Origin of the sequence: Methylogaea oryzae, assembly GCF_019669985.1 — a bacterium.
Taxonomy (GTDB): domain Bacteria; phylum Pseudomonadota; class Gammaproteobacteria; order Methylococcales; family Methylococcaceae; genus Methylogaea; species Methylogaea oryzae.
Genome location: NZ_AP019782.1, coordinates 2859080 through 2880176, shown reverse-complemented (window position 1 = coordinate 2880176; position 21097 = coordinate 2859080). Strand labels below are relative to the sequence as shown.

Annotated in this window: 25 protein-coding genes; 19 read left to right on the top strand and 6 right to left on the bottom strand. The window is 66.3% G+C overall.

Annotated features, from left to right (window positions below):
* The 12 genes from K5607_RS12570 to K5607_RS12515 are packed head-to-tail and all read left to right on the top strand — an operon-like array spanning position 1 to position 7889.
* Positions 1-726 carry a beta-ketoacyl synthase chain length factor gene (locus K5607_RS12570; RefSeq protein WP_246598856.1) on the top strand — a complete coding sequence of 242 codons (726 nt, stop codon included), beginning with the start codon at positions 1-3 and terminating at the stop codon, positions 724-726.
* Complete coding sequence (locus K5607_RS12565) at positions 719-1495, top strand: lysophospholipid acyltransferase family protein (protein WP_221047215.1); 777 nt, start codon at positions 719-721, stop codon at positions 1493-1495. Before K5607_RS12570 ends, K5607_RS12565 begins: the two co-directional genes overlap by 8 nt.
* Positions 1482-1751, top strand: a complete 270-nt coding sequence (locus K5607_RS12560) for a phosphopantetheine-binding protein (protein WP_054774904.1) — start codon at positions 1482-1484, stop codon at positions 1749-1751. Before K5607_RS12565 ends, K5607_RS12560 begins: the two co-directional genes overlap by 14 nt.
* Positions 1748-1996, top strand: a complete 249-nt coding sequence (locus K5607_RS12555; protein WP_054774903.1) for an acyl carrier protein — start codon at positions 1748-1750, stop codon at positions 1994-1996. The genes K5607_RS12560 and K5607_RS12555 overlap by 4 nt, the downstream gene beginning before the upstream one ends.
* 5 nt (positions 1997-2001) lie before the next feature.
* Positions 2002-2553: a COG4648 family protein gene (locus K5607_RS12550; RefSeq protein ID WP_221047214.1), complete on the top strand. Its 552-nt coding sequence runs from the start codon at positions 2002-2004 to the stop codon at positions 2551-2553.
* A complete protein-coding gene (locus tag K5607_RS12545; RefSeq protein ID WP_156302759.1) occupies positions 2550-2933 on the top strand; it encodes an ApeI family dehydratase in 384 nt (127 codons plus the stop codon). Before K5607_RS12550 ends, K5607_RS12545 begins: the two co-directional genes overlap by 4 nt.
* Positions 2917-3660 carry a glycosyltransferase family 2 protein gene (locus K5607_RS12540; RefSeq protein WP_221047213.1) on the top strand — a complete coding sequence of 248 codons (744 nt, stop codon included), beginning with the start codon at positions 2917-2919 and terminating at the stop codon, positions 3658-3660. The genes K5607_RS12545 and K5607_RS12540 overlap by 17 nt, the downstream gene beginning before the upstream one ends.
* Complete coding sequence (locus tag K5607_RS12535; protein WP_054774222.1) at positions 3657-4613, top strand: lysophospholipid acyltransferase family protein; 957 nt, start codon at positions 3657-3659, stop codon at positions 4611-4613. Before K5607_RS12540 ends, K5607_RS12535 begins: the two co-directional genes overlap by 4 nt.
* The gene (locus tag K5607_RS12530; RefSeq protein WP_054774221.1) at positions 4606-5022 is read left to right on the top strand and encodes an acyl-CoA thioesterase; all 417 of its coding nucleotides are present in this window, start codon (positions 4606-4608) and stop codon (positions 5020-5022) included. Before K5607_RS12535 ends, K5607_RS12530 begins: the two co-directional genes overlap by 8 nt.
* Complete coding sequence (locus K5607_RS12525; protein WP_054774220.1) at positions 5012-5968, top strand: sulfite exporter TauE/SafE family protein; 957 nt, start codon at positions 5012-5014, stop codon at positions 5966-5968. The genes K5607_RS12530 and K5607_RS12525 overlap by 11 nt, the downstream gene beginning before the upstream one ends.
* 45 nt (positions 5969-6013) lie before the next feature.
* The gene (locus K5607_RS12520; RefSeq protein ID WP_054774219.1) at positions 6014-6577 is read left to right on the top strand and encodes a hypothetical protein; all 564 of its coding nucleotides are present in this window, start codon (positions 6014-6016) and stop codon (positions 6575-6577) included.
* Positions 6567-7889, top strand: coding sequence for an NAD(P)/FAD-dependent oxidoreductase (locus K5607_RS12515; protein ID WP_246598855.1), 1323 nt, complete (start codon positions 6567-6569; stop codon positions 7887-7889). The genes K5607_RS12520 and K5607_RS12515 overlap by 11 nt, the downstream gene beginning before the upstream one ends.
* A gap of 71 nt (positions 7890-7960) precedes the next feature.
* Here the strand turns inward: K5607_RS12515 and K5607_RS12510 are convergent, their stop codons facing one another.
* From K5607_RS12510 to K5607_RS12485, 6 genes are all read right to left on the bottom strand, one after another.
* Positions 7961-8788: a polysaccharide deacetylase family protein gene (locus tag K5607_RS12510; protein ID WP_221047211.1), complete on the bottom strand. Its 828-nt coding sequence runs from the start codon at positions 8786-8788 to the stop codon at positions 7961-7963.
* Between the two features lie 77 nt (positions 8789-8865).
* The gene (locus K5607_RS12505) at positions 8866-9981 is read right to left on the bottom strand and encodes an acyl-CoA dehydrogenase family protein (RefSeq protein WP_221047210.1); all 1116 of its coding nucleotides are present in this window, start codon (positions 9979-9981) and stop codon (positions 8866-8868) included.
* Complete coding sequence (locus K5607_RS12500) at positions 9978-11411, bottom strand: AMP-binding protein (RefSeq protein ID WP_221047209.1); 1434 nt, start codon at positions 11409-11411, stop codon at positions 9978-9980. Before K5607_RS12500 ends, K5607_RS12505 begins: the two co-directional genes overlap by 4 nt.
* 3 nt (positions 11412-11414) lie before the next feature.
* The gene (locus K5607_RS12495; protein WP_221047208.1) at positions 11415-12698 is read right to left on the bottom strand and encodes a hypothetical protein; all 1284 of its coding nucleotides are present in this window, start codon (positions 12696-12698) and stop codon (positions 11415-11417) included.
* Positions 12698-12937: an acyl carrier protein gene (locus tag K5607_RS12490; RefSeq protein WP_054774935.1), complete on the bottom strand. Its 240-nt coding sequence runs from the start codon at positions 12935-12937 to the stop codon at positions 12698-12700. The genes K5607_RS12495 and K5607_RS12490 overlap by 1 nt, the downstream gene beginning before the upstream one ends.
* 206 nt (positions 12938-13143) lie before the next feature.
* A complete protein-coding gene (locus tag K5607_RS12485) occupies positions 13144-13632 on the bottom strand; it encodes a methyltransferase family protein (protein WP_221047207.1) in 489 nt (162 codons plus the stop codon).
* A 327-nt stretch (positions 13633-13959) separates the two neighbouring features.
* Here K5607_RS12485 and K5607_RS12480 point away from each other — a divergent pair, with 327 nt between their 5' ends.
* From K5607_RS12480 to K5607_RS12450, 7 genes are all read left to right on the top strand, one after another.
* Positions 13960-14223: a phosphopantetheine-binding protein gene (locus K5607_RS12480; RefSeq protein ID WP_221047206.1), complete on the top strand. Its 264-nt coding sequence runs from the start codon at positions 13960-13962 to the stop codon at positions 14221-14223.
* 8 nt (positions 14224-14231) lie between these two features.
* Positions 14232-14843: a COG4648 family protein gene (locus K5607_RS12475; protein WP_054774951.1), complete on the top strand. Its 612-nt coding sequence runs from the start codon at positions 14232-14234 to the stop codon at positions 14841-14843.
* Entirely contained in the window at positions 14840-15475 is a 636-nt protein-coding gene (locus tag K5607_RS12470) for a LolA family protein (RefSeq protein ID WP_246598854.1), read from the top strand. Before K5607_RS12475 ends, K5607_RS12470 begins: the two co-directional genes overlap by 4 nt.
* Positions 15476-15477: 2 nt before the next feature.
* Positions 15478-17787, top strand: a complete 2310-nt coding sequence (locus K5607_RS12465; RefSeq protein ID WP_221047205.1) for an MMPL family transporter — start codon at positions 15478-15480, stop codon at positions 17785-17787.
* A complete protein-coding gene (locus K5607_RS12460; RefSeq protein ID WP_221047204.1) occupies positions 17784-18983 on the top strand; it encodes a beta-ketoacyl-ACP synthase in 1200 nt (399 codons plus the stop codon). The genes K5607_RS12465 and K5607_RS12460 overlap by 4 nt, the downstream gene beginning before the upstream one ends.
* The gene (locus K5607_RS12455; RefSeq protein ID WP_221047203.1) at positions 18983-19732 is read left to right on the top strand and encodes a beta-ketoacyl synthase chain length factor; all 750 of its coding nucleotides are present in this window, start codon (positions 18983-18985) and stop codon (positions 19730-19732) included. The genes K5607_RS12460 and K5607_RS12455 overlap by 1 nt, the downstream gene beginning before the upstream one ends.
* Positions 19733-19795: 63 nt before the next feature.
* A complete protein-coding gene (locus K5607_RS12450; protein WP_054774554.1) occupies positions 19796-21001 on the top strand; it encodes an NAD(P)/FAD-dependent oxidoreductase in 1206 nt (401 codons plus the stop codon).
* Positions 21002-21097: the final 96 nt, after the last annotated feature.

Below are 21097 nucleotides of genomic sequence, written 5' to 3'. Positions count from 1 at the left end.
ATGGGGCGGGAAACCCAGTTGTGCTTCACGCTCGAACATTGGTGCCTGTGGCGCTCCGAGGCTACGCCGTCCGCCGGCTGCTGGCCGGCCGGGGAGGTGCTGCCCTGCAACGGCGGCGCCGCCGACGTGGGTTTTTTGCCCATGATGCAGCGGCGCCGGCTGTCGCCCTTGGGCCGGGCCGCCAGCGCCGTGGCTTGGCGCTGCCGGCAGGTCGGCGGCGACATGCCGTCGGTGTTTTTCTCCCGTCACGGCGAAAGCCAATACTACTTCGAGATGCTGGAAGGGCTGGCGGCCGGCGAGGAGGTCTCCCCCAGCCGCTTCAGCCTCAGCGTGCACAACGCCATCGCCGGGCTGTGTAGCTTCCACGGCGACAGTTTCCAGCCTTACGTGTCCCTGGCCGGCGGCACGGAAGGCCTGTTCGCGGCGTTCCTGGAGGCCGCCGGGTTGTTGCTGGAAAGCCCCCGGACGCTGGTGGTTTGTTACGAGCAGCCGTTGCCCGGCGCCTATCGGGACTATGCGGCGTCGCCGCGGATTACCTGGGCCTTGGGGATGGTGTTGGCCGGCGGCGGGACCGGCCCGAAGCTGCGGTTGGCGCGGGTTGGCGGCGCGGTGGGCGATGCGGATGCCGACGAGCCCGGTTTGGTGCAGGCGATCCGGCAAGGGCGGCGCAGCGGGTGCAGCCGGCCGGGATCGTCGGTTTGGCGCTGGAGTCTGGACGATGCTTGAACGGATCAATTATTACTGGCGGCTGGTGGGCACGGGCTTGAGCTTCTTCCTGTTCGGCGCCGTGGGCCTGCTGTTTTGGGGGCTGCTGTTCCCGCTGATCGAGCGGTTTCTCGGCGCGGGGTTGGAAAAAAAGCTCACCAGCCGCGCCTGGATGCACGGCCTCTTCCGCTGGTATATGAACTTTATGCGTCGCATCGGCATCCTCACCTACGAAGTGCGCGGCGGCGAGCGGCTCAACGCGCCGGGCCGGCTGGTGGTCGCCAATCACCCGTCTTTGCTGGACGTGGTGTTCCTGATTTCCCAGATCCGCAACGCCACCTGCATTGTCAAGCCCGCCTTGGCGGCCAACCCGTTCATGCGTTTTCCCATCCGCGCCATGGGTTATATCTACGCCGAAGACCCGGAAGCTTTGGTGGAACAGTGCGCCGCCGAACTGCGCGAGGGCGCTTCGCTCATCATTTTTCCCGAGGGGACGCGGACCACGCCCGGCAAGCCCATCAAGTTCCAGCGCGGCACCGCCGCCATCGCGCTACAGTCGGGCGCCCCGGTGCTGCCGGTGCGCATCGGCTGCACGCCGACCACCTTGACCAAGCACGAGAAGTGGTACCAGATACCCCATAAAAAGTTTACATTAAGCTTGGATGTAGGCGATGATATCGAGTTTGGCTCGATGAATGCGGGCGTAAGCCGCCCTCTCGCCGCTCGGCATATCACCCGGCGCTTGGAACAGTATTTCATTGAGCGGCAGGCCGATCATGGAAAACCTTGAAGCCGAATTGAAAAATTTGATTATCCATACTTTCGAGCTGGACGGCATGGAGCCGTCGGACATCGTCTCCGACGCGCCGCTGTTCGGCGATGGCCTGGGGCTGGACTCCATCGACGCCTTGGAGCTCGGCATGGCCTTGAAGAAAAAATATCATATTCATATCGACACCGATTCCACCGAACTGGCGAATTATTTTTCGTCGGTGAAAAATCTGGCCGGTTTCGTCGTATCGCAACAGGAAAAAAACGCCCGATGAAAACCAAAGAAGAAGTCTTTTCCACTTTACGGCAAATCATGTCGGAAATGTTCGACCTGCCGGCGGAGGAAATCGCTTTAGATTCGAGCTTGGGTCAGGATTTGGATATCGACAGCATCGACGCGGTGGACTTGATGGTGAAACTCCGGGAAATCACCGGCAAACGCATCGACCCGGAGGATTTCAAAAACGCCCGCACCATTCAGGACGTGGTGGATACGGTTTATCGCATCACCGCCGCTTAAAGCCCATGCTCAACGGGATAATCGGGGCGGTAACAGTGGGTTATCCATTCCTGGTTTGGTATTCCCGGGATTATCTCCAGCCTCGGTCCCTGGCTTTGGCCCTGGCGGCGCTGTTTTTGCTGCGCCTGCTGCGTCGCGGTTCCCGAGCGGCGGCGGGCGCGGCGGGGCGGTGGTTGTTGCCGGTCGCCTGCGTCCTGTTCCTGTCGGGCATCGCCCTCGCCAACGAAACCCGTTGGCTGCTGGCTTATCCGGTATTCGTCAGCTTGGCGTTTTTCGCCGTTTTTTCCTACAGCTTGGTCCACCCTCCGACGGTGGTGGAGCGCTTGGCGCGGCTGGAGGATCCCGATCTGCCGCCCAAGGGCGTGGCTTATACCCGTACGGTGACGCGGGTATGGAGCGGTTTTTTCCTCGCCAACGCCGCCGTGTCCTCCGCCACCGTGTGGTACGGCGACCAGTGGCTGTGGAGCGTTTACAACGGCGTCGTGTTTTATGTGTTGATGGGCGGCTTGATGGCCGGTGAAATGGCCGTGCGACGCAAAGTCAAGGCAAGTTTTTGAGCGATACGATGGGGCGGGACGGTCAGGCGGTTTTGTTGCCGGAGGTCCTCGGAGTCAGTCCGCGGGACGACGGCATCGAGTTGGCTTTGCGCATTCCGGAAGATCTGGCTTATTTTCACGGCCATTTCGACGAAATATCCGTCGTGCCCGGCGTGGCGCAAATCCAATGGGCGGTGGGGTATGCCCGGTCGTATTTGGGGTTGGATTGGGTGTTCAGCCACATGGAGGCGGTCAAATTCAAGGAGTTGATGTTGCCGGGGCAGGGCTTGGCCTTGCGTTTGCGCTATTTGGACGGCGGCCGCAAACTGGAGTTTCGTTATTTTTCGGAACAAGCCGAATACAGCTCGGGAAGGATCTATTTCCATGGCGACTCCGTTTAATCCCTGCATACTCATTCCGGTCTACAACCACGAGGGCCCGTTGCCGAAGATCATGCAGCGGCTGGCCTTGTATAAGCTGCCCTGCATCTTGGTGGACGACGGCAGCCGCGAGTCCTGTGCCGCGGTGATTCGGGGCCTGGCCGGCCAATATCCCTGGGCGCGCAGCATCCGGCTGGGCATCAATCGCGGCAAAGGCGGGGCGGTGAAGGCGGGCATCCTGCTGGCGAAGGATCTGGGGTATTCCCACGCCGTGCAAATCGACGCCGACGGCCAGCACGATTTGGACGATCTGGACCGTTTCCTGGCCGCCGCCCTGGAAAACCCCCAGGCGGTGGTCACCGGTCGGCCGCTATACGACGAGTCGGTGCCCAAGCTGCGCTACTACGCCCGTTATCTGACCCACGCCTGGGTGTATATCAACACCTTGTCGGCGGCGATTCCCGATTCCATGTGCGGCTACCGCGTTTATCCGGTCAATGCCTGCGTACGGCTGCTGCAAAGCACACGGCTGGAGGATCGCATGGCGTTCGACGTGGAAATATTGGTGCGCTTGTATTGGCAGGGCCTGACCGTGGTGGCCATCCCGACCCGCGTCGGTTATCCCCAGGACGGCGTGTCCCATTTCCGCGGCTGGGAAGACAACGTCCGTATCAGCCTGACCCACGCCAAGCTGTTTTTCGGCATGTTGCCGCGCCTGCCGAAATTGCTCGCGCGGCACTGCCAATGAAGACCCCCGCGGGCCATTGGGCGGCGCTGGAGGAAACCAGCCTGCTGTGGGGCATTCGGCTCCTGGTGTGGGTATATCGACTGTGCGGTCGTTGGGCCTTCCGATTGTTCCTGCGGCCGGTGGTCAGCTATTACTTCCTTGGCGGCCGCGTCGCCCGTGCAGCGTCGATGGAATATTTGCGCCGCCTCGGGGCGTTTTTCCCGGAGCTGGGCCTGCGGGGCGGCTGGTGGGAGAGCTACCGTCACTTCCTCAGCTTCGGCGAAACCCTGTTGGACAAGATCATCGTTTGGATGGGGCGCATCGATCCCGTCCAGGTGGATTTTCCCAACCGCCGGCTGCTGCTCGATCTGCTGGAGCAAAAGCGCGGCGCCATGCTGTTGTCGGGCCATATCGGCAACCTGGAAATCTGCCAGGCCATCGCCAACCTGCGCGGCCACATCCGCCTCAACATCCTGGTTCACACCAAGCACGCCGAGAAATTCAACCGCCTGCTGGGCGGACGCACGGGCAGCGCCACCATCCGACTGATTCAGGTGACGGAGCTGAATCCCGCCATCGCCATCGCCTTGCAGGAAAAAATCGAGCAGGGCGAGTTTGTGGTGATGGTGGGCGACCGCATCCCGGTGCAAGGCGGGCGCACGGTGAAAGCGAGCTTCCTCGGCCGGGAGGCGGAGTTCCCGCAAGGCCCTTACCTGCTCGCCTCACTGCTGCGCTGCCCGGTGTATACCCTGTTTTGCTATGCAAAAGATGGCCGCTACCAGGTGCATCTGGCGCCTTTCGCCGAATCCATCCGCGTTCCCCGCGCCGAGCCGCAACGGGGCCGGATGCTGCAAGACTTGGCGCGGCGCTACGCCGAAACCCTGGAAGGCCACTGCCGGGCCGCGCCGCTGCAATGGTTCAATTTCTACCCCTATTGGAAAGCGTCCGACGCGGGGGAGGGCGGCCGTGATTAGCGCCGAAGTGGAGCTGACGGTGGAGTTCTACGAGGTGGACATGCTCGGCATCGTCTGGCACGGCCACTATTGCAAATACATCGAGTCGGCCCGCTGCGCCATGCTGGAGAAGATCGGCTACGGCTATATGGCCATGAAGGACAGCGGCTACGTCTGGCCCATCGTCGACTTGCAGTTGCGCTACGTCCGCCCGGCCCGCTTCGGCCAGCGCATCGTCGCGGCGGCGGAGCTGGTGGAGTACGAATACCGCATGAAGATCAAGTACCAGGTGCGGGACGCGGAAACCGGCACGGTGCTGGCCAAGGGCCATACCGTCCAGGCGGCGGTGGACGCCGCCAGCGGCGAAATGCTGTACGCCTCGCCGGCGGTCTTTTTGGAAAAGCTGGGGATCAAGCCCGATGTCCCGTAACCGCATCCTGGTGTTTCTCATCCCGCCCTTGGTGTGGCTGGCCTGGTATTGCCTGCCCGACACGCCGCCCTGGTGGGCGCTGCGGGAGCACTGGCGCATCACCCTGACCATGGCGCTGGGCTCCTTCATCGGCGGCGCCACCAGCGAAGCGGGCGGGGCGGTGGCTTTTCCGGTGTTCACCAAAGTGCTGGCCATTCCGCCGGCCCACGCCAAGCTGTTTTCCCTGGCGACGCAGAGCATCGGCATGGGCTCCGGCTTTTTGACCATATTGCTGTTGCGCATCCGCGTCGAATGGCGCGCGGTGGCTTGGGTGGTGCTGGGCTCCGTGCCCATGCTGGCGGTGGGCTTGTCGCTGTCCAACCTGTTGCCCTCCAGCGCCGTGCGGATCCTGTTCACTGTGGTGCAATGCAGTTTCGCCCTGGCGCTGTTGTGGCACAACCTGGACACGGCCCGCGACCGCCATCTGCACCTGCCCCGTTTCGGCGCCTTGGAAAAAGGCATCCTGCTGGCCTTCGGCATGCTCGGCGGGTTGGTGAGCGGCCTGCTGGGCAGCGGCTTGGAAATCATCGTGTTTTCCGTGCTGGTGCTGCTGTTCCGCCTGTGCGAGAAGGCCGCCACGCCGACCGTCATCGTCATGATGGTGCTCACCTCCTGGTCCGGTTTCGCCATGATCGCCGCCGCCGGGCAGTTCGTGCCGCCGGTGAGCGAATACTGGCTGGCCGCCGTCCCCATCGTGGTTGTGGGCGCGCCGCTCGGCGTGTATGTTTGCTCGCGCATGTCCAGGCTGCTGGTGGTGGGTACCTTGATCGTGCTGATCCTGGCGGAACTGGTTTCCTCGCTGATCCTGATTCCCCTGAGCCGGGAAATCGCCGCCGGCTCCGCCGCGCTGTTCCTGCTTTTCTCTTGCCTGTACTACCTGATGTACCGCTCGCACCGGTATCGGTAGGTGCGCGGCTATTGCATTTTCGACGAGTGATTAAGGAAGAAAACGATGCACAAAAAAATCGCCCTGGGATTCGCCCTGCTGTCGGCCCTGCTGCTGGCCGGCTGCAAGAAGGAGCTCAAATCGGAGGACCTCGCCCCCGGCGTGCAGTTGGGCGCGCTTTATTACACCCAATTCAGCCTGTTCCAGGAAAAGGACAACTTCCGCACCACCAACTACCGCAAGGGGCAGCTGATTCCCGTCAACACGGCGGTGACGCTGTTGTCCATCGATGCGGAAAAGGCGCAGCTCAAGCTGCTGGACAGCGGCCAGACCCTCACCATCGAAAACGTGCCCAAGTTCACCAAGGACGACATGCAGACGGCGTTCAAGAAAATCGCCGGCCCCGCCAAGGTCAACCTGGCGCAGTTCAGCAAGGCCGACCAGGCCAATATTTTGGCCGGCCAGGTGCAGAAAGGCATGGATCGCAAGGCCGTGCTGGCCGCCATCGGTTATCCGCCCCAGCATGAAACCCCTTCCCTGGACGGCGACAACTGGACCTATTGGTCCAACCTGTTCAACAAGTTCATCGTCCGCTTCAAGAACGGCAAGGTCGACAGCATTGTCGACTAAGCCCGGCGGCGAGCTGCCGCCAGCCTGCGACGTGGTCGTGATCGGCGGCGGCCCGGCCGGCGCCAGCGTCGCCGCCTTGCTGGCCAAGCAAGGGGTGGAAGTGGTACTGCTGGAAAAGGCCCGCCACCCCCGCCCCCAAGTGGGCGAGAGCCTCATCCCCCATGTGTGGAAATACGCCGAACAGACCGGCGCCGCGCCCCTCATCGAGCAAGAGGGCTTCGTTTCCAAGGCCGGCGGCATCACCGTATGGAACGGCCGCATCCACCGCATCGCTTTCGCCGAATTCGGCTTCAGCCGTCCCGCCCTGCACGTGGAGCGGGACGTGTTCGACGAGCTGTTGTTGAAACACGCCGAAAGCGCCGGGGCGCAGGTGTTCCAGCAAGTGGCGGCGCAACAGGCCGAGCTGGGCTTGGACCGTCCCCGCGTGTCTTACCTGGACCGGCGCGGCGGCGACGCCCGCGAAGGCAGCCTGACTTGCCGGGTGGTCATCGACGCCAGCGGCTCGTCCGCGCTGCTGGCCGGACAGTTCAAGTCCAAGCGCCTGATCGATTCGCGCATGCGTTTCCTGTCCCTGTGGGGCTATTTCGACAACTCCCGCTTCGTCGGCGCCGACGGACGCAGCTACCCGGCGGCCGATATCGGCAAAGTCCGCCCCGTCACTTTCGTCACCTCCTTCGAGGACGGCTGGATCTGGCACATCGCCCTGCGGAAGCTCACCAGCGTCGGCCTGGTCATCAACACCGACCGCGCCCGCGCCATGGACAAGGCCGAGCGCGAGCGGTTCTTCCTAGACACCCTCAAGCGCGCGCCGTACCTGGAGCGATTGCTGGAGAGCGCCGAGTACGTGGAAGACTCCTTCTGCGAGAGGCCGGATTATTCCTACTACTCGACCCGGCTGTGCGGCGAGAACTTCTACTGCATCGGCGACGCCGCTTCCTTCGTCGATCCCATCTATTCCCACGGCGTGCTCAACGCCTTCTACAACGCCGCCATGACCGCCCTGGCGGTGGGCGAATCCCTCAAAGACCCGTCCCGCCGCGCCCGCCACGCCCAGCTGTGCGAGAGCCGCATGCGCCAGTTCTACGGCTTCTCCCGCTCCCTCGCCCTGGGTGAATTCGGCGGCGACGGCGTGGACGCGGAGCTGGTGCGGCGCTTCATGCGCCAGGTGCCGAAAGTGGAGCTGGAGCTGATGCTGGCCGCCTCCACCATGTCGGAGCGCTCGGAAAACTTCCACCGCCTGGCGCGCGACGCCGGCCTGGCTCCCCACGCCGCCCGCGCCGGGGCGCATTTCATGGAGGGACTGGCGCTGTAGGCGTCAATCGATCCGAAACCGTGAGAAAGGTTTCCCTTCGTCGCGTCGGTGCTTGACGGCCAAGACGGCGGCTATGGATCGCTTGCCGCTAGCGCCTCCCGCAACGTCGCCGGCCGCAGCCCGGCTGCAGCGATGGCTTCCAGCAAGGGCTGCAGCGCTTCCAGGATCACCGGTCGGCCGCTCGCCGTGCGGGCGGCGCTGCCGTCGTGCAGCAGCAGGATGTCGCCGGCTTGCAGGCCTTTCAACAATTTCGCCAGGACCGCCTGGGGATTTTTTTCCACCGTGTCGTAGCCGCGCCGGGTCCAGCTGGCCAGGCGCAGGCCGAGGCGGCCGAGCACGGGATCGAGCAGGGGGTTGCGCAGTCCGGCCGGGGCGCGGAAGAAGCGGGGCCGGGTGCCGGTGATGGCGGTCAAGGCGTCCTGGGCGGCTTGCAGTTCGGCCAAATAGCCGCCCAGCAGCAGCAGAGCGAAATTGTGCCGATGGCGCATGGTGTGGTTTTCCACGGCGTGGCCGCGGGCGGCGATTTCGCGGCACAGTGCCGGGTATCGCTCGGCCCGTTCGCCGATACAGAAAAAGGTGGCCTTGGCGCCGTATCGATCCAGCAGGTCGAGCACGGCCGGGGTGACGGCTGGGTCGGGGCCGTCGTCGATGGTGAGGGCGACCATGCCTCGCTCCGCGGCGGCCGCCGGCAGGTGCGTCCAGTTCGGCCCCACCCAGTCGCAGCGGGGCCACAGGCCGGCGAAAGTCATGACGGCGTTGGCGGCGGCGATGGCGGCCAGTACCCAGGGCCACCAGTCGGGGTTGGCCGCCAGGGCGACGGGCGCCGCCAGGGTGAGCAGGGTGGAACCCATGAGCAGCGGCGTGGGGCGCCATTGACGGTATGGGGAAAATAGCGGCATGGGATCGGGGCGTGTTACGGTCGGAATGGATCAAGGGCGCGTAGGCGCGTGGGGCGGAACCGCTGTCGCGTGCCGTCCTACGCTGGCGGCGGCTTATAGGCGTCGCCGGTGCCCAGCAGGGCGGCGATAAGATTCTTCTGCACTTCGGAACTGCCGGAGAACAGCCGGCCGGCCATGGCGTCGCGCACCAGGCCGGCCATGGGGTTGCCCGCCTCCAGGGCGGCGGCGCCGAGGATCTGCACGGCGTCCAGGCTGGATTGCAAAAACGCTTCGGCGGCGTAGAGCTTGGTCTGCGCCGAGGCCAGGGTCAGCCTTTGGCCGGCGTCGCACAGCCTGGCGCATTCGCGCAGCCACAGATCGACGGTGTCCAGGCGCAGCTTCATGTCGGCGATGCGGTGGCTTATGGCCTGGTGGCGGCCCAGATGGACGCCGCCGGAGCGCCTGTCCCGGCTGTGGCTCACAGCTACTTCCAACTGCCATTCCATGATGCCGGCGATGCCGGCGAAGACGAAGGCGCGCTCGTATTCCAGCGCTTTTTGGATCATCTGCGCGCCGGCGCCGGCCTTGCCCAGCAGGCGGTCGGCTGGGAGCCGGCAGGATTCCAGCGCCACGCTGCCGGTGGCGCTGCCGGGGCAGGCGTCCAGGCCGCCGTCCCGGCCGAAGCGGCAGCCCGCATCCTCGCGTGACAGCAGGAAGGCGCTGACGCGTCCCTCCAGCTTGCCGTAGACCACCAGCCAGTCCGCCAGGGGCGCGTTGGTGATGTAGCGTTTCTCGCCGGTTAAAACGAAGCCGTCGCCGTCGCCGTCGCGCTCGGCATGGCAGGCCATGGCCTGCACGTCGGAGCCGCAAGCCGGTTCGGTGATGGCGTGGCCGCCCAGATAGTCGCCGGCCAGCAGGGCCGGCAGCAGGCTTTGCTTCTGGGTTGGGGTGCCGTACAGCAGGACGGGAAACACGATCCCCCATAGATGGGCGTTGACCGCCAGCAACAGGCCGGGGTCGCGGCAGGCCCGGCCCAGGCGGCGGTGGCTGGCATAGAGTTCGGCGAAACCGTCGCCCAGGCCGCCGTCGGTTGCGGGAATGGCATGGCGCAGGGCGCCGCCGGCGGCCACGGCGGCGATGCGGGCGCGGATTTGCGCTTCTTCCAGCGGGGCGGAATAGGGGGCCAGGTCGGCAAAATCCACCGGCGTGTTCATGCGTGTGCCTCCAGCAGGGCGCGCAGCCCTTGGTAATCCAGCTTGCCGTTGGCAAGGCGCGGCAAGTCTTCCAGCACCAGATAGCGGCTGGGCTGCATATAGGCGGGCAATTGCCGGGCCAGCGCCTGGCGAATGTGGGCTAGCGCGACCTGGGGTTCCAGGCACAAAGCCAGGGCCGGTCGCTGGCCGGCGGCGGGGTCGTCCAGGCCCACCACGGCGCAGCTGCGCACGCCCGGCAGGGCGAGGACGCAGGCCTCGATTTCCGCCGGCTCCACCCGGTAGCCGGAGCATTTCAGCATGCGCCCAAGCCGGCCGTGGAAGCGGTATTCGCCCTGCTGGAAGCTGACCCGGTCGCCGGTGGCGTACCAGCCTTCGTCATTGAGGAACGGGCGCAATGCGCCGCCGCTCCAGTAGCCGCTCGCCAGGGTGGGGCCCTGCACCCACAGCTCGCCGCTGGCCGGTTCCACGTGCAGGCGGCAGCCGGCGGCGGGCAGGCCGATGGGGATGGACTCGGCCGGGTCGAGCCGTTCGTGTATTACCGGCCAGTGGCAGCACACATTGGTTTCGGTGGGGCCGAACAGGTTGTACAGCGTCGCGTGGGGCCATCGGCCGGCCAGCTCCATGAGGGCCGGAGTGGGGAACACCTCGCCGGCGAACAGCACGAAGCGCAGGGAGGCCAAGTCGATTTCCCCCAGGTTGCCTTTGTAAGCCAGGAAGGCCAGGAGGGAGGGGACGGTGTACCAGCCGCTGATGGCCTCGGTTTGCAGCCAGGCGGCCAAGCGCGCCGGGGCCAGGGTGAGGGCGGCGGGCAGGAAGTGCAGGCTGGCGCCTCGCCCCAGCACGGCGTACAGGTCGAAAGTGGACAGGTCGAAGAAGAACGGCGTGCTGCCGGCGATGCGGTCGGCCTCGCTCAGTTGCACCAGATCGGCGGCCCAGCCGGCGAAAGCGGCGATGGCCCCATGGCTCAAGGCCACGCCGCGCGGCTGGCCGGTGGAGCCGGAGGTATAGAGAATGGCGGCCAGGGATTCCGCCGGGGTTTCCACCGGCTGCGGCGCGGCTGGGGCGATCGTCTCCAGGTCGATCCAGCGTTTATCCTCAACTCCCGCGGGGGGCTGGCCCAGGCCCAGCACCGCCGCCGCTTGGGCGTCGGCCAGGATGAAGGCGAGGCGGGCGGCGGGATTTTTCGTGTCCAGCGGCACGTAGCAGGCCCCCGCCAGCAGGGTGCCGAAGACGGCGATGACGGCGTCGATGCCGCGCGGCAAGTGGACGGCTACCGGCCGGCCGGGCGCAACGCCCACGGCTTGCAGGGCGGCGGCCAGCGCCTGCGCCCGCGCCAGGAGTTCGCCGTAACCGAGGCGGCGCTCGCCTTCCGCCAGGGCCAGCGCTTGCGGCCGGCGCCGGCATTGCTCCAGGAAGGGTTGCAGCAGCATGGCCTAAGCCCCGGCCTCGTCCAGAAGCTCCGCGTCCATGCACGCCATGACCTGCTCCAGCCAGGCCTCATCCACCGCCGGTTGCAGGTAGCTGTAGGACAGATTCAGCTTGCCGTCCAGCTGCCCGGCCAACAGCGCCAGGCCGGGCGGCAGGGGCATCCAGCACATCATGGACAGGCCCGTGACGGGAATTCCGCCGAAGCCCTTCTTGCCCCAGGACAGGTCGCCCACGTCGGAAAACCACAGGGAGCTCAGCTCGCCGCCGCTGTGCTGCTTGCGCAGCAGCTTGGCGTAGCGCGCCGGCGCCAGCCATTGGCCCAGCCACATGAGGGGCAGGTAAGCCAGGTCCAGTTCCTCGCGCACGGTTTGCTTGTATTCCGCCAGCAGGTGGTCGAACAGGCCTTGCCGGTCGCGGGTCTGGGCGCGGCTGGCGCGGGCGAACAAGCAGCCGACGTGGTTGCCGAACAGCGGCGTCGGGGCGCCCTGGCGGCGCAGGTTGAAGGCGTAGGGGATGCAATAGCCGGCTTTGGTGGCGGGCGGCCCCACCTGTTCCATGGCGCGCATGAAACAGCCCAGGTAGTAGAGGGTGCGGCCGGCCGCGCCGGTGTGCTGCTGGGCCAGGCGGGCGATCCGGCGCGATTCCTCTGCGTCGTAGCGCCGCACTTTCACGCCGAGGGTTTGCGGCCCATCTTCCGCCGTGGTGGGCAGGCAGCTGTCCACGCTGTTGGATTGGTGGTTGTGGCGCTTGGCCTTGATCAGCAAGCGCAGTTTTTTCCACCAGCTCCACTGGGCCAGCTTGGCGTTGATCAGGGGCGGCGACTCCTTGAAGCTTTCCGGCCGGTCGGACGAGAGGAAGTCCAGCAGGATCTTGGCGCCTCTAGCGTCCATCAGCGGATGGTTCCACACCAACAGCAGGGTGCCGCCCTGGCCTTGGGCGATCCAGTGCAAGGCCAGCGGCCGGGTCTCGTGGCGGTTGAAGACCTCCAGCAGCACGGCTTGCGTGGCCTCCCCCTCGCTGCCGCCGTCGTGGCGCTCCAGCGCGATGGGCTGGTCGGTATATATCCAGGCATAGCGCTTGCCTTGCCGCTCGATGCGGGCCGAGGCGCGAGGGAAGTGCTCCACCAAATAGTCGAGCCGCTGTTGCAAGCGCGCCAGGTCCGGTGCCGCCGCCAGTTCCAGGGCGAAGCCGCAATAGCCGCCCGGCAGGCCGGCGGCGCGGATTTCCTGGTCGAGCACGTAGGTGAAGTAGTCGGCCGGATTGAACGGCAGGGGGGCGGCCGCTTGCATCACGCCTTGCCGGCCGTGGCGATCCAGTGTTGCAGCGCGTTCAGGCTGCGGACGTTCTCCGGCTCGATTTCGGTGTCCGGCAGGGTCACGCCGAAGGTTTTCTCGGCGAACATGATGAGGCGCATGATGCCCATGCTGTCCAGCCCGGCTTCCAACAGGTCCTCGTCGTCGCCGAAATCCGCCGGGTTTTCGTGGTAAATGAGTTCGGAAAAAATGAAGTTTCGTAGTTTTTCTTTCATGGTATCGATTGGGTTATTGCGGGACGGAATATTCTGGTGCGGGCGCGTATGGCGTTTCTCGGTGCGAGGAATATGGAAACCGTTTGGCGTTTTCGCCGTATCGCCCGTCAGCGGACGGGAAGGCCTTATTTTGCGACGGATATTTTGCCGGGTATGTTAATTCCTTGGCCGTGGCGGCTACGGCCCGCGCATAGGGTGGGCGCCGTTCACGGCGACAAGGCGAATCCCCAGCGCGGCACGGTGCGGCAGTAGGCGCGGTAGGCGTCGCCGAAGCGCAGGCCGAGCAGCGGCTCTTCGTAAAACACCACGAGGCAGTGCAGGACCAGGGCCACCGCGGCGGCGTACGCCGCCAGGGCGGGGTCGGCGAACAGCAGGCATTCGGCCAGCAGGATCAACAGCACGCCCTGATACATGGGGTTGCGCGTGCGGCGGTAAAGGCCGCCGACGACCAGGTTCTTCGGCGGGTCCAGCGGCGCGGGCGTGCCCAGGCCCTGGACGGCGAAGTCCCGGGCGCACCATAGGTAAATGGCCGCGCCGACCAGGATGCAGGCGCCGGCCGGCACGGCCAGGGCCGGGTCGGCCGGTTGCAGGCCGCCGCCGGCGCGGGACAGGATGTTGTAAGGGAAGTAAAGGGTAACCGCGCCGGGGACGAGCACGCTGAAGAGCGCAACCTTGAAAACGAGGAAAAAACGCATGTAGGCCTGTGGCGATGAGATGGTCGGCGGCCGCGCCGTCGGACAATTTTGACACTCCCGGAGGCCCAATCCAAGCGTTTTGAACCGGGCGGGAATCTTGTGTAAAATTTAACCGTTTTTGCCGATATTCGCGTTCGATCCCGGGGCTGACGGGGTTGCGCGCCGGTTTAAATAGGGATGATGTAACCCGGCGTAAAATGCATCGCTCCCGGTTTTCAATCGAGCGATAAACGCGGCGGATCGCCGCAATCGGCCTGTATTTTCCCGCTCCCGCGCACGCCGTCGGCGCCATCGATACGAACCTGCTCTTGAGGAATTCCACCCGCCATGCCGGATGATTTGATCGACCAATTGAAATCCATGCTGATCGAGGGCTTGCGCCTGGAAGACGTGGCGCCCGACGACCTGTCCCCCGACGCTGCTTTGTTCGGCGGCGGCCTGGGCCTGGATTCCATCGACGCGCTGGAAATCGGCGTGATGCTGGACCGCCAATACGGCATCAAGGTTTCCTCCGGCGACGAGCGCAACCACCAGATTTTCGCCTCCCTGCGGTCGCTGGCGGAGTTCGTCGCTTCCCATCGCACCCGCTAGCCGTGGGCATGCTCAAGGCGATCGGCATCACCAGCCTGCTCGTCGCCTATCCCTTCCTTATCGCTTACCTGGCCCGTCAGGGTTTCGCCAGCGCGGAACTGCTGGTGTTCGCCGGGCTGACCCTGTGGCGGGGATACGCTTCGGGCAGGACCGCCTTGCGCCTGGGTGCGTTGTCGCTGACGGTTGCGCTGCTGGCGGGGGCGTATTTCGCCCAAGTCTATTTCGTCTGGCTGGTTCCTTCTTTCGCCTACCTGTGGCTCACGATCCTGTTCGGCCAGACCCTCTGGTCGCCTCCCTCCTTGTGCGAGCGTCTGGTGCGTTTGCAGTACCCGGATCTCATGCCGGGCATGGTGGAATACCTGCGCCAGGTGACTTGGGCCTGGACGCTGTTCTTCGCCGTCAACGTGCCGGTGTGCGCCTTGTTGCCGCTGCTGGCCGGGCAGCGGGCCTGGGCTTTTTATACCGGCGTGGCGGTCTACGGCCTGATGGGCTTGCTGGGGGTGGGGGAGTGGCTGTACCGGCCGCGGCGTTTTCCCGACCTGGAGATTCCGCCCGCGTGGGAGACCTTCAAATTCATGGCCCGGCACGGCCACAAAGTCTTCCAGGGGCTGAAGGCGTGAAGCGCCGCCTGTGCCTGCTGCTGGCCTTGTGGCCCATGGCGTCATGGGCCGGCGGAGCCGACGGGACCGCCCTGCCGGAGCTGCTGGCGCGCATCCGGCAAAGCGGCCCGGCGCAATTCCATTACGAGGAAACCCGCCGGCTGGAGCTGGCCGCCGCCCCCTGGCACGGTGAGGGCTACATGCTGTCCGGCGCCGACGGCAGCCTGGTCAAGCTGCAGCTGCTGCCCAAGCGGGTCATCATGGCGATCGTGCAGGATCGCATGTATTACTGGGATCCGGAGCAGCGGCAGCGCAGCAGCGCGCCGCTGAGTTTCGCGGGATCCGCAGCCGGCCAGATCGCCGTGTTCCGCGCCATTCTGCAGGGCCAGGCCGAGACCCTGGCGCCGGACTACGACTTTGCCGCCGACAGGCAGGGCAAGCGCTGGAGCCTGCGGGTGACGCCCAAGCCAGGCCAGGGCGGCGAGGAGGCGCCTTCCGTCGAAATCTCCGGCGACGAGGACACCAACCGGCGGCGCATCGCCATTAGCCAGCCCGACGGCGAATCCACCGAGTACCGCATGGAAAGAACCGACGAAGGCCAGCGCCTGGAATATTCCATCCAGCGCCTGCTGCTGGAAGCCGCCGGGGAGTGACGATGTCCTTCGCTTGGCGCAAGCGCTGGTTTTTGCTGTCGTTGCCGCTGCTGTTGGCGGCGACGGCGTGGATCATCCGCGTCGACACCGACCTCAACGCTTTTTTCACCGCCACCGACAGCGAGGACGCCCGGCTGCTGTCCGACCTGCTGCAAGCGGGCGAGCTGTCGCGGCGTTATCTCCTGGTGGTGGAGGCGCAGCCGGGGACCAAGGCGGACGCGGTGTCCCTGGGCGCGTTCAGCGCCAAGCTGGTAAGTCGCCTGGCGGAGCTGGAGGGCGTGGAGCGGGTGTGGCCGGCCAACGAGCCGCCGCGCGAATGGCTAGCCGCCGTGCGTTCTTACGCCCCCTACCACGCCCGTTTGTTCAGCCTCGCCCCCCGAACCGAGGCGGCGGCGCTGTTCGACGCGGACGGGCTGGCGGCGCGGGCCGAGGGTCTCAAGCAGGCGCTGCTGTCGCCCCAGGGCGGCTTCGTCAAAGCCATCGCCAAGCAGGACCCGCTGCTGCTGTCCCTGCGCGGCTTCCAGGGGCTGCAGGGCCGCTTCGAGCGCCAAGCCGCGCGGGACGGCGGCGGCGCCTTGGTGCTGCAAAGCCGGCCGGCGGCCCTCGATTCGGAGGCGCAAGAGCGCTTGCAGGCCGCCATTCGCGCCGCGTTCGACCAGTCGAACGGCGCGGCCGGCGGCGTCTTCCGCCTGTCCATGGCCGGCGTGCCGGTGTTCAGCGCGGCGGCCCACGCCGAAATCGGCCGGGACGTGACCCTGGTGTCCACCGTTTCCAGCCTGGCGGTGGTGCTGGTGTTCCTGCTGCTGTTCCGCTCTTTTTCCGCCCTGCACTGGGTCATGCTGGTGCAGATCGCCGCCTTCGTGGCGGGCACCCTGGTGATCGCCCTGGTGTTCGAGCACGTCCACAGCCTGACCCTGGCCCTGGGCGCCAGCCTCATCGGCATCTGCACCGACTATCCCATGCACGTCATGGTGCACTGCGCCAAGCACCGCAACACGCCCCTGGCCGCCGCTTGCCTGCTGTGGCCCAGCCTGGCCATGGGCGGCCTGACCACGGTGGTGGGCTATGCCGCCTTGGGCTTGACCGGCTTTCCCGGCTTCGAGCAGATCGCCGTGTTCGCCTTCGCCAGCATCGCCGCCTCCCTGGGATTGACCCGCTGGGTGCTGCCGGCCTTGCTGGCCCATTCCTCCATCCACGCCGCCCACTTGCCCGGCATCGCCGCCTGGGTGGACTTTTGCGCCAGGCGGCGCAAGGCCTTGCTGGCCGCGTTCACGGCCTGCGTCGTGCTGGCCGGGCTGGCCTTGCCGCAGTTGCGCTGGATGGACGACTTGCAGAAGCTGGCCATGGACATGGGGCCGATGAAGCGGCAGGACGAGGCGGTGCGCGCCCATTTTTCCGGCATCGAACCGGGCCGTTTCGTGCTGGTGCAGGCGGGCGACTTGGAAACGGCCTTGATTCGTTCCGAAGCGGCGGAGCGGCGCTTGCAGGCGTTGAAACAGGCCGGGGTGGTGAGCGAATACCACGGCCTGTTTCCCTGGCTGGCGTCGCGGCAGTTGCAAGCCGAAAACGCGGCGGCCTATGAGCAGGCCCTCGTTCCGGCGTTCCAGGAGGCCTGGCGCGCGGCCCTGGGGCAAGCCGGCTTGGCGGTGGACAAGCTCGGCGTCCTGGCGCCGCCCGCGCCGGAGTTTTTGGACCCCCGGGCGGTGCTGGCGGGGCCGGTGGGCCAGGTGTTGTCGGGCCAGGTGATGGAAAGCGAAAACGGCGTGGCCTTGGCGCTGTGGCTGGGCGAGCACGATCCCGCCAAGCTGGCGGAAGGCTTGGCCGGCCTGGAAGGGACGCGTTACTTCAGCCAGAAGGATCAGCTGGACCGTCTGGCCGCGCAATACCGCGACCGTTCCCTGGCGATGCTGGCCGTCGGCATCGCCGTCATGAGCCTGTTCATTTGGTTGCAGCAGCGGGACCTGCGCAAAGTGGCGCTGACCTTGCTGCCCTCGGTGGCTTCGGTGCTGTTCATCTTCGCCACCTGGGCGTTGCTGGGGGAGGAGGTGAGCTTCCTGCACGTCATCGGCCTGTTGTTGTCCATATCCCTGTGCGTGGATTACGGCATCTTCTTCATGGACAATCGCGGCCGCGACACCGACGTCACCTACCACGCCATCGCCTCGTCCACCCTCACCACCCTGGCGTCTTTCGGCGCCATGGGGCTGGGCAAGACGCCGACCTTGCCGATCCTGGCCTTGTCCGTGAGCCTCGGCGTGACCCTGGGATTCCTGCTGTGTCCTTTGCTCATCCAACAGTCCGACCAGTCATGACCGCACCCGTCATCGCTCCCGTCGCCGTCACCGCTTACCAGTGCGTCAGCGCCGCCGGCGACGACGTGGAAGCGCTCCATGCGGCCCTGGTCGCCAACCGTCCTTGTTTGCAACCGCCGCGCTTGTTCGAGCTTCCCTTCGACACGGTGGTGGGCGAGGTGGTGTCCCCCCTGCCGGCGATTCGTGCGGAACTCCGAGCCTACGACTGCCGCAACGCCCGCCTGGCCTTGAAGGCGCTGAACCAGGGCGGCTTCCGCGCCGAGGCGGAGCGCGCCGTGGCGCGCTACGGCGCCGGCCGGGTCGGACTGGTGCTGGGCACCAGCACCTCCGGCATTTACGACTCGGAACTCGCTTACATGCATTTGCTGCGCGACGGCGCCATGCCGGCCGATTTCAGCTTTATGCATATCCAGACCGCCCAGGCCAGCGCCGAATTCCTGCACCGGGAGCTGGGCCTGGAAGGGCCCTGTTACGGCATTTCCACCGCTTGCTCCTCCAGCGCCAAGGCGCTGGGGGCGGCGCAGCGGCTGATCGCCGCCGATGTCTGCGACGCCGTGCTGGCGGCGGGCGTCGACAGCCTGTGCCGCCTGACTTTGCGCGGTTTCCACAGCCTGCAGCTGGTGTCGGCGGAAGCCTGCCGGCCGCTGGATGCGGAGCGGCGCGGCATCAATATCGGCGAAGGGGCGGCCCTCTTGCTGCTGGAGAGAGCCACGCCGGACAATGCATCCAAGCCGCGCCTGTTGGCGGTGGGGGAGTCCTCCGACGCCCACCACATGAGCGCTCCCCATCCGCAAGGCGCCGGGGCGGCGGCGGCCATGGCCCAGGCCCTGCGACTGGCGGGCCGCCGCGTGGAGGATGTCGATTACGTCAACCTGCACGCCACCGCCAGCGCGCTCAACGACCGGTCCGAGGCCAAGGCGGTGGCGAGCCTGTTTCCGAGCCCGCCGCCGTGCAGCGGCGTGAAAGGCCTGCTCGGCCACACCCTGGGGGCGGCGGGGGCGGTGGAGGCGGTGGTGAGCCTGTTGGCCCTGGAGCAGGGCTTTTTGCCCGGTACCTGCGGCTTGCAGCAGCCCGACCCGGCCTGTCCTTGCCCGGTGATCGCCGCGCCGCGCCTGGATGTGGCGCCGAAGCTGGTGCTGAGCAACGCCCTCGGCTTCGGCGGCAACAACGCCAGCGTGCTGCTGGAGGCGGCTTGATGGATCGCATGAGCTTGCTGGGCTACGGCGTCTGCGCCCCCGATGCGGCCTTGCGGGAGACTTTGCCGTTCGCGGCTTCCGACATCGTGCGCGAGGCGATTCCCGCGACGCTGCGCCGCCGCAGCAGCGCGGCCACGCAGTTGGCTTTCAGCGCCGCCGCGGCCGCATGCGGCCAGGCCGGCCGTTCGCCCTCGTCGTTGCCGGCGATATTCGCCAGCGTGGCCGGCGAAATCCAGACCACCGATCTCTTGTGCCGGGAACTGGCCCGGCCCGAAGGCGTGGTTTCTCCCAATGCCTTCCACAACTCCGTGCAGAATACGGCGGCCGGTTATTGGAGCATCGCCCAGCAATGCACCCAGCCCGCCAGTGCCCTGGCGGCGGGTCACGACACCTTCGCCATGGCTTTGCTGGAGGCCTGGTGCCAGCTGGCTTGCTCGGGCGGCGAGCTGCTGCTGGTGTGTTACGACGAGACCTGGCCGGCCCCATTGGATCCGGGCCGGGGCGAGCCGGCTTTCGCCTGCGCCCTGGTGCTGGCGGCCGGGGACGTAGCCGGCCGCCTGGCCCACATCGGCCGGCCCGAGCGCGGCGGGGCGGAGTTTCCCGAGGCCTGGCGGGCCATGGCGGAGCGGATGCCGGCCTTGGCGGCGCTGCCCCTGTTGGATCTGGCCGCGTCGGGCGGGAAGGCGCGGGCCGTGCCGCTCAGCGCCGCCGTTTCCGGCTGGCAGGCGCGGATGAATTGTGACGACTGAGCGTTTTTTGGCGAATAGCAACTGGCCCGGTGACGCGGGCCGCGCACCATGAGGGACTAGCCCATGAGCAATGACACACAGCATTCTTTCGATTACGACGTGGTGGTGGTCGGCGGCGGGCCGGCGGGGTCCACGGCGGCCACCTTGCTGGCGCAATACGGACACAAGGTCCTGCTGCTGGAGCAGGGCAAGCATCCGCGCTTCCACATCGGCGAATCCATGCTGCCTTTCAGCGAGCCGGTGGTGCAGCGTTTGGGCATCGACTGGAGCGAAGGCAACCAGTTCAAGAGCGGCGCGGTGTTCATCGACGAGGCCACCGGCCAGCGCATGTATTTCCCCCTAAGCGTCTATCGTAAGACCTACCAGCTGGAGCGCGCGCCCTTCGACCAGAAGCTGTTCCAGAACGCTGCCAAGCACGGCGCCGAGACCCGTGAGGAAGAAAAAGTGCTGGAGGTGGCTTGCCTGCCGGAAAGGGTGGACATCGTCACCGACCGGGGTCGTTACCGCAGCCGCTACCTAGTGGACGCCACCGGCCGCAGCGCCCTCATGGGCAGGAAGAACGACGGCATCGACCGCATCGGGAACCTGGGCAAGTTCGCCGTCTACAGCCATTTCGACAACATCCCCTCCAACGAGGAGGCCGACGAGCTGTTCCGCTCCGGCAGCATCTACGTGCCGGTGGTGGACATCGGCTGGATCTGGATCATCCCCCTGTCCGGCCGCCGCCTGAGCGTGGGCCTGGTGGTGCAGAAGGAGCGGCCCAAGGATTGCAGCGTGGAAGACCTCTACCGCCGCTATGTGGCGGCATCGCCCATACTCGGCCGCTTGCTGGGCGGCGCGGAGCAATTCGCGCCGATCCGCACCGAGGCGGACTTCAGCTACAGCAACCAGCGCCGCCACGGCCTGCGCTACGCCTGCTGCGGCGACGCCGCCGGCTTCCTCGACCCGGTGTTCTCCTCCGGCGTGTTCCTCGCCTTCACCAGCGCCGCCCGCGTCGCCGACCGGGTGCATGAGGGGCTGGTTGAGGGGCGCGAGGCCGATCCGGATCTGCACGTGGTGGACGACGAGGCGTATTTGCTGAGCTTCAACACCATGCGGGTGTTCGTCGAGCGCTTCTACCAGTCCAACATCGTCCACAACCTGTTCTTCGAGGCCGACCGCAATCCCGAGCTGAAGGACCAGATAGCCCGCCTCTTGTCCGGCGACATGTGGGCCGACGACAACGCCTTGCAGCAGAGCCTTTTGGCCGGGCGGCGCATGGCGGGTTAACCCTTTGCTTGTAAGCCATAAGGGGGTAGGTTTTGAGCGCCTGCGGCGGGGTGTTTGAATGTGGGTTTCCCGCACCCACGGGCGGGTTACTTTCTT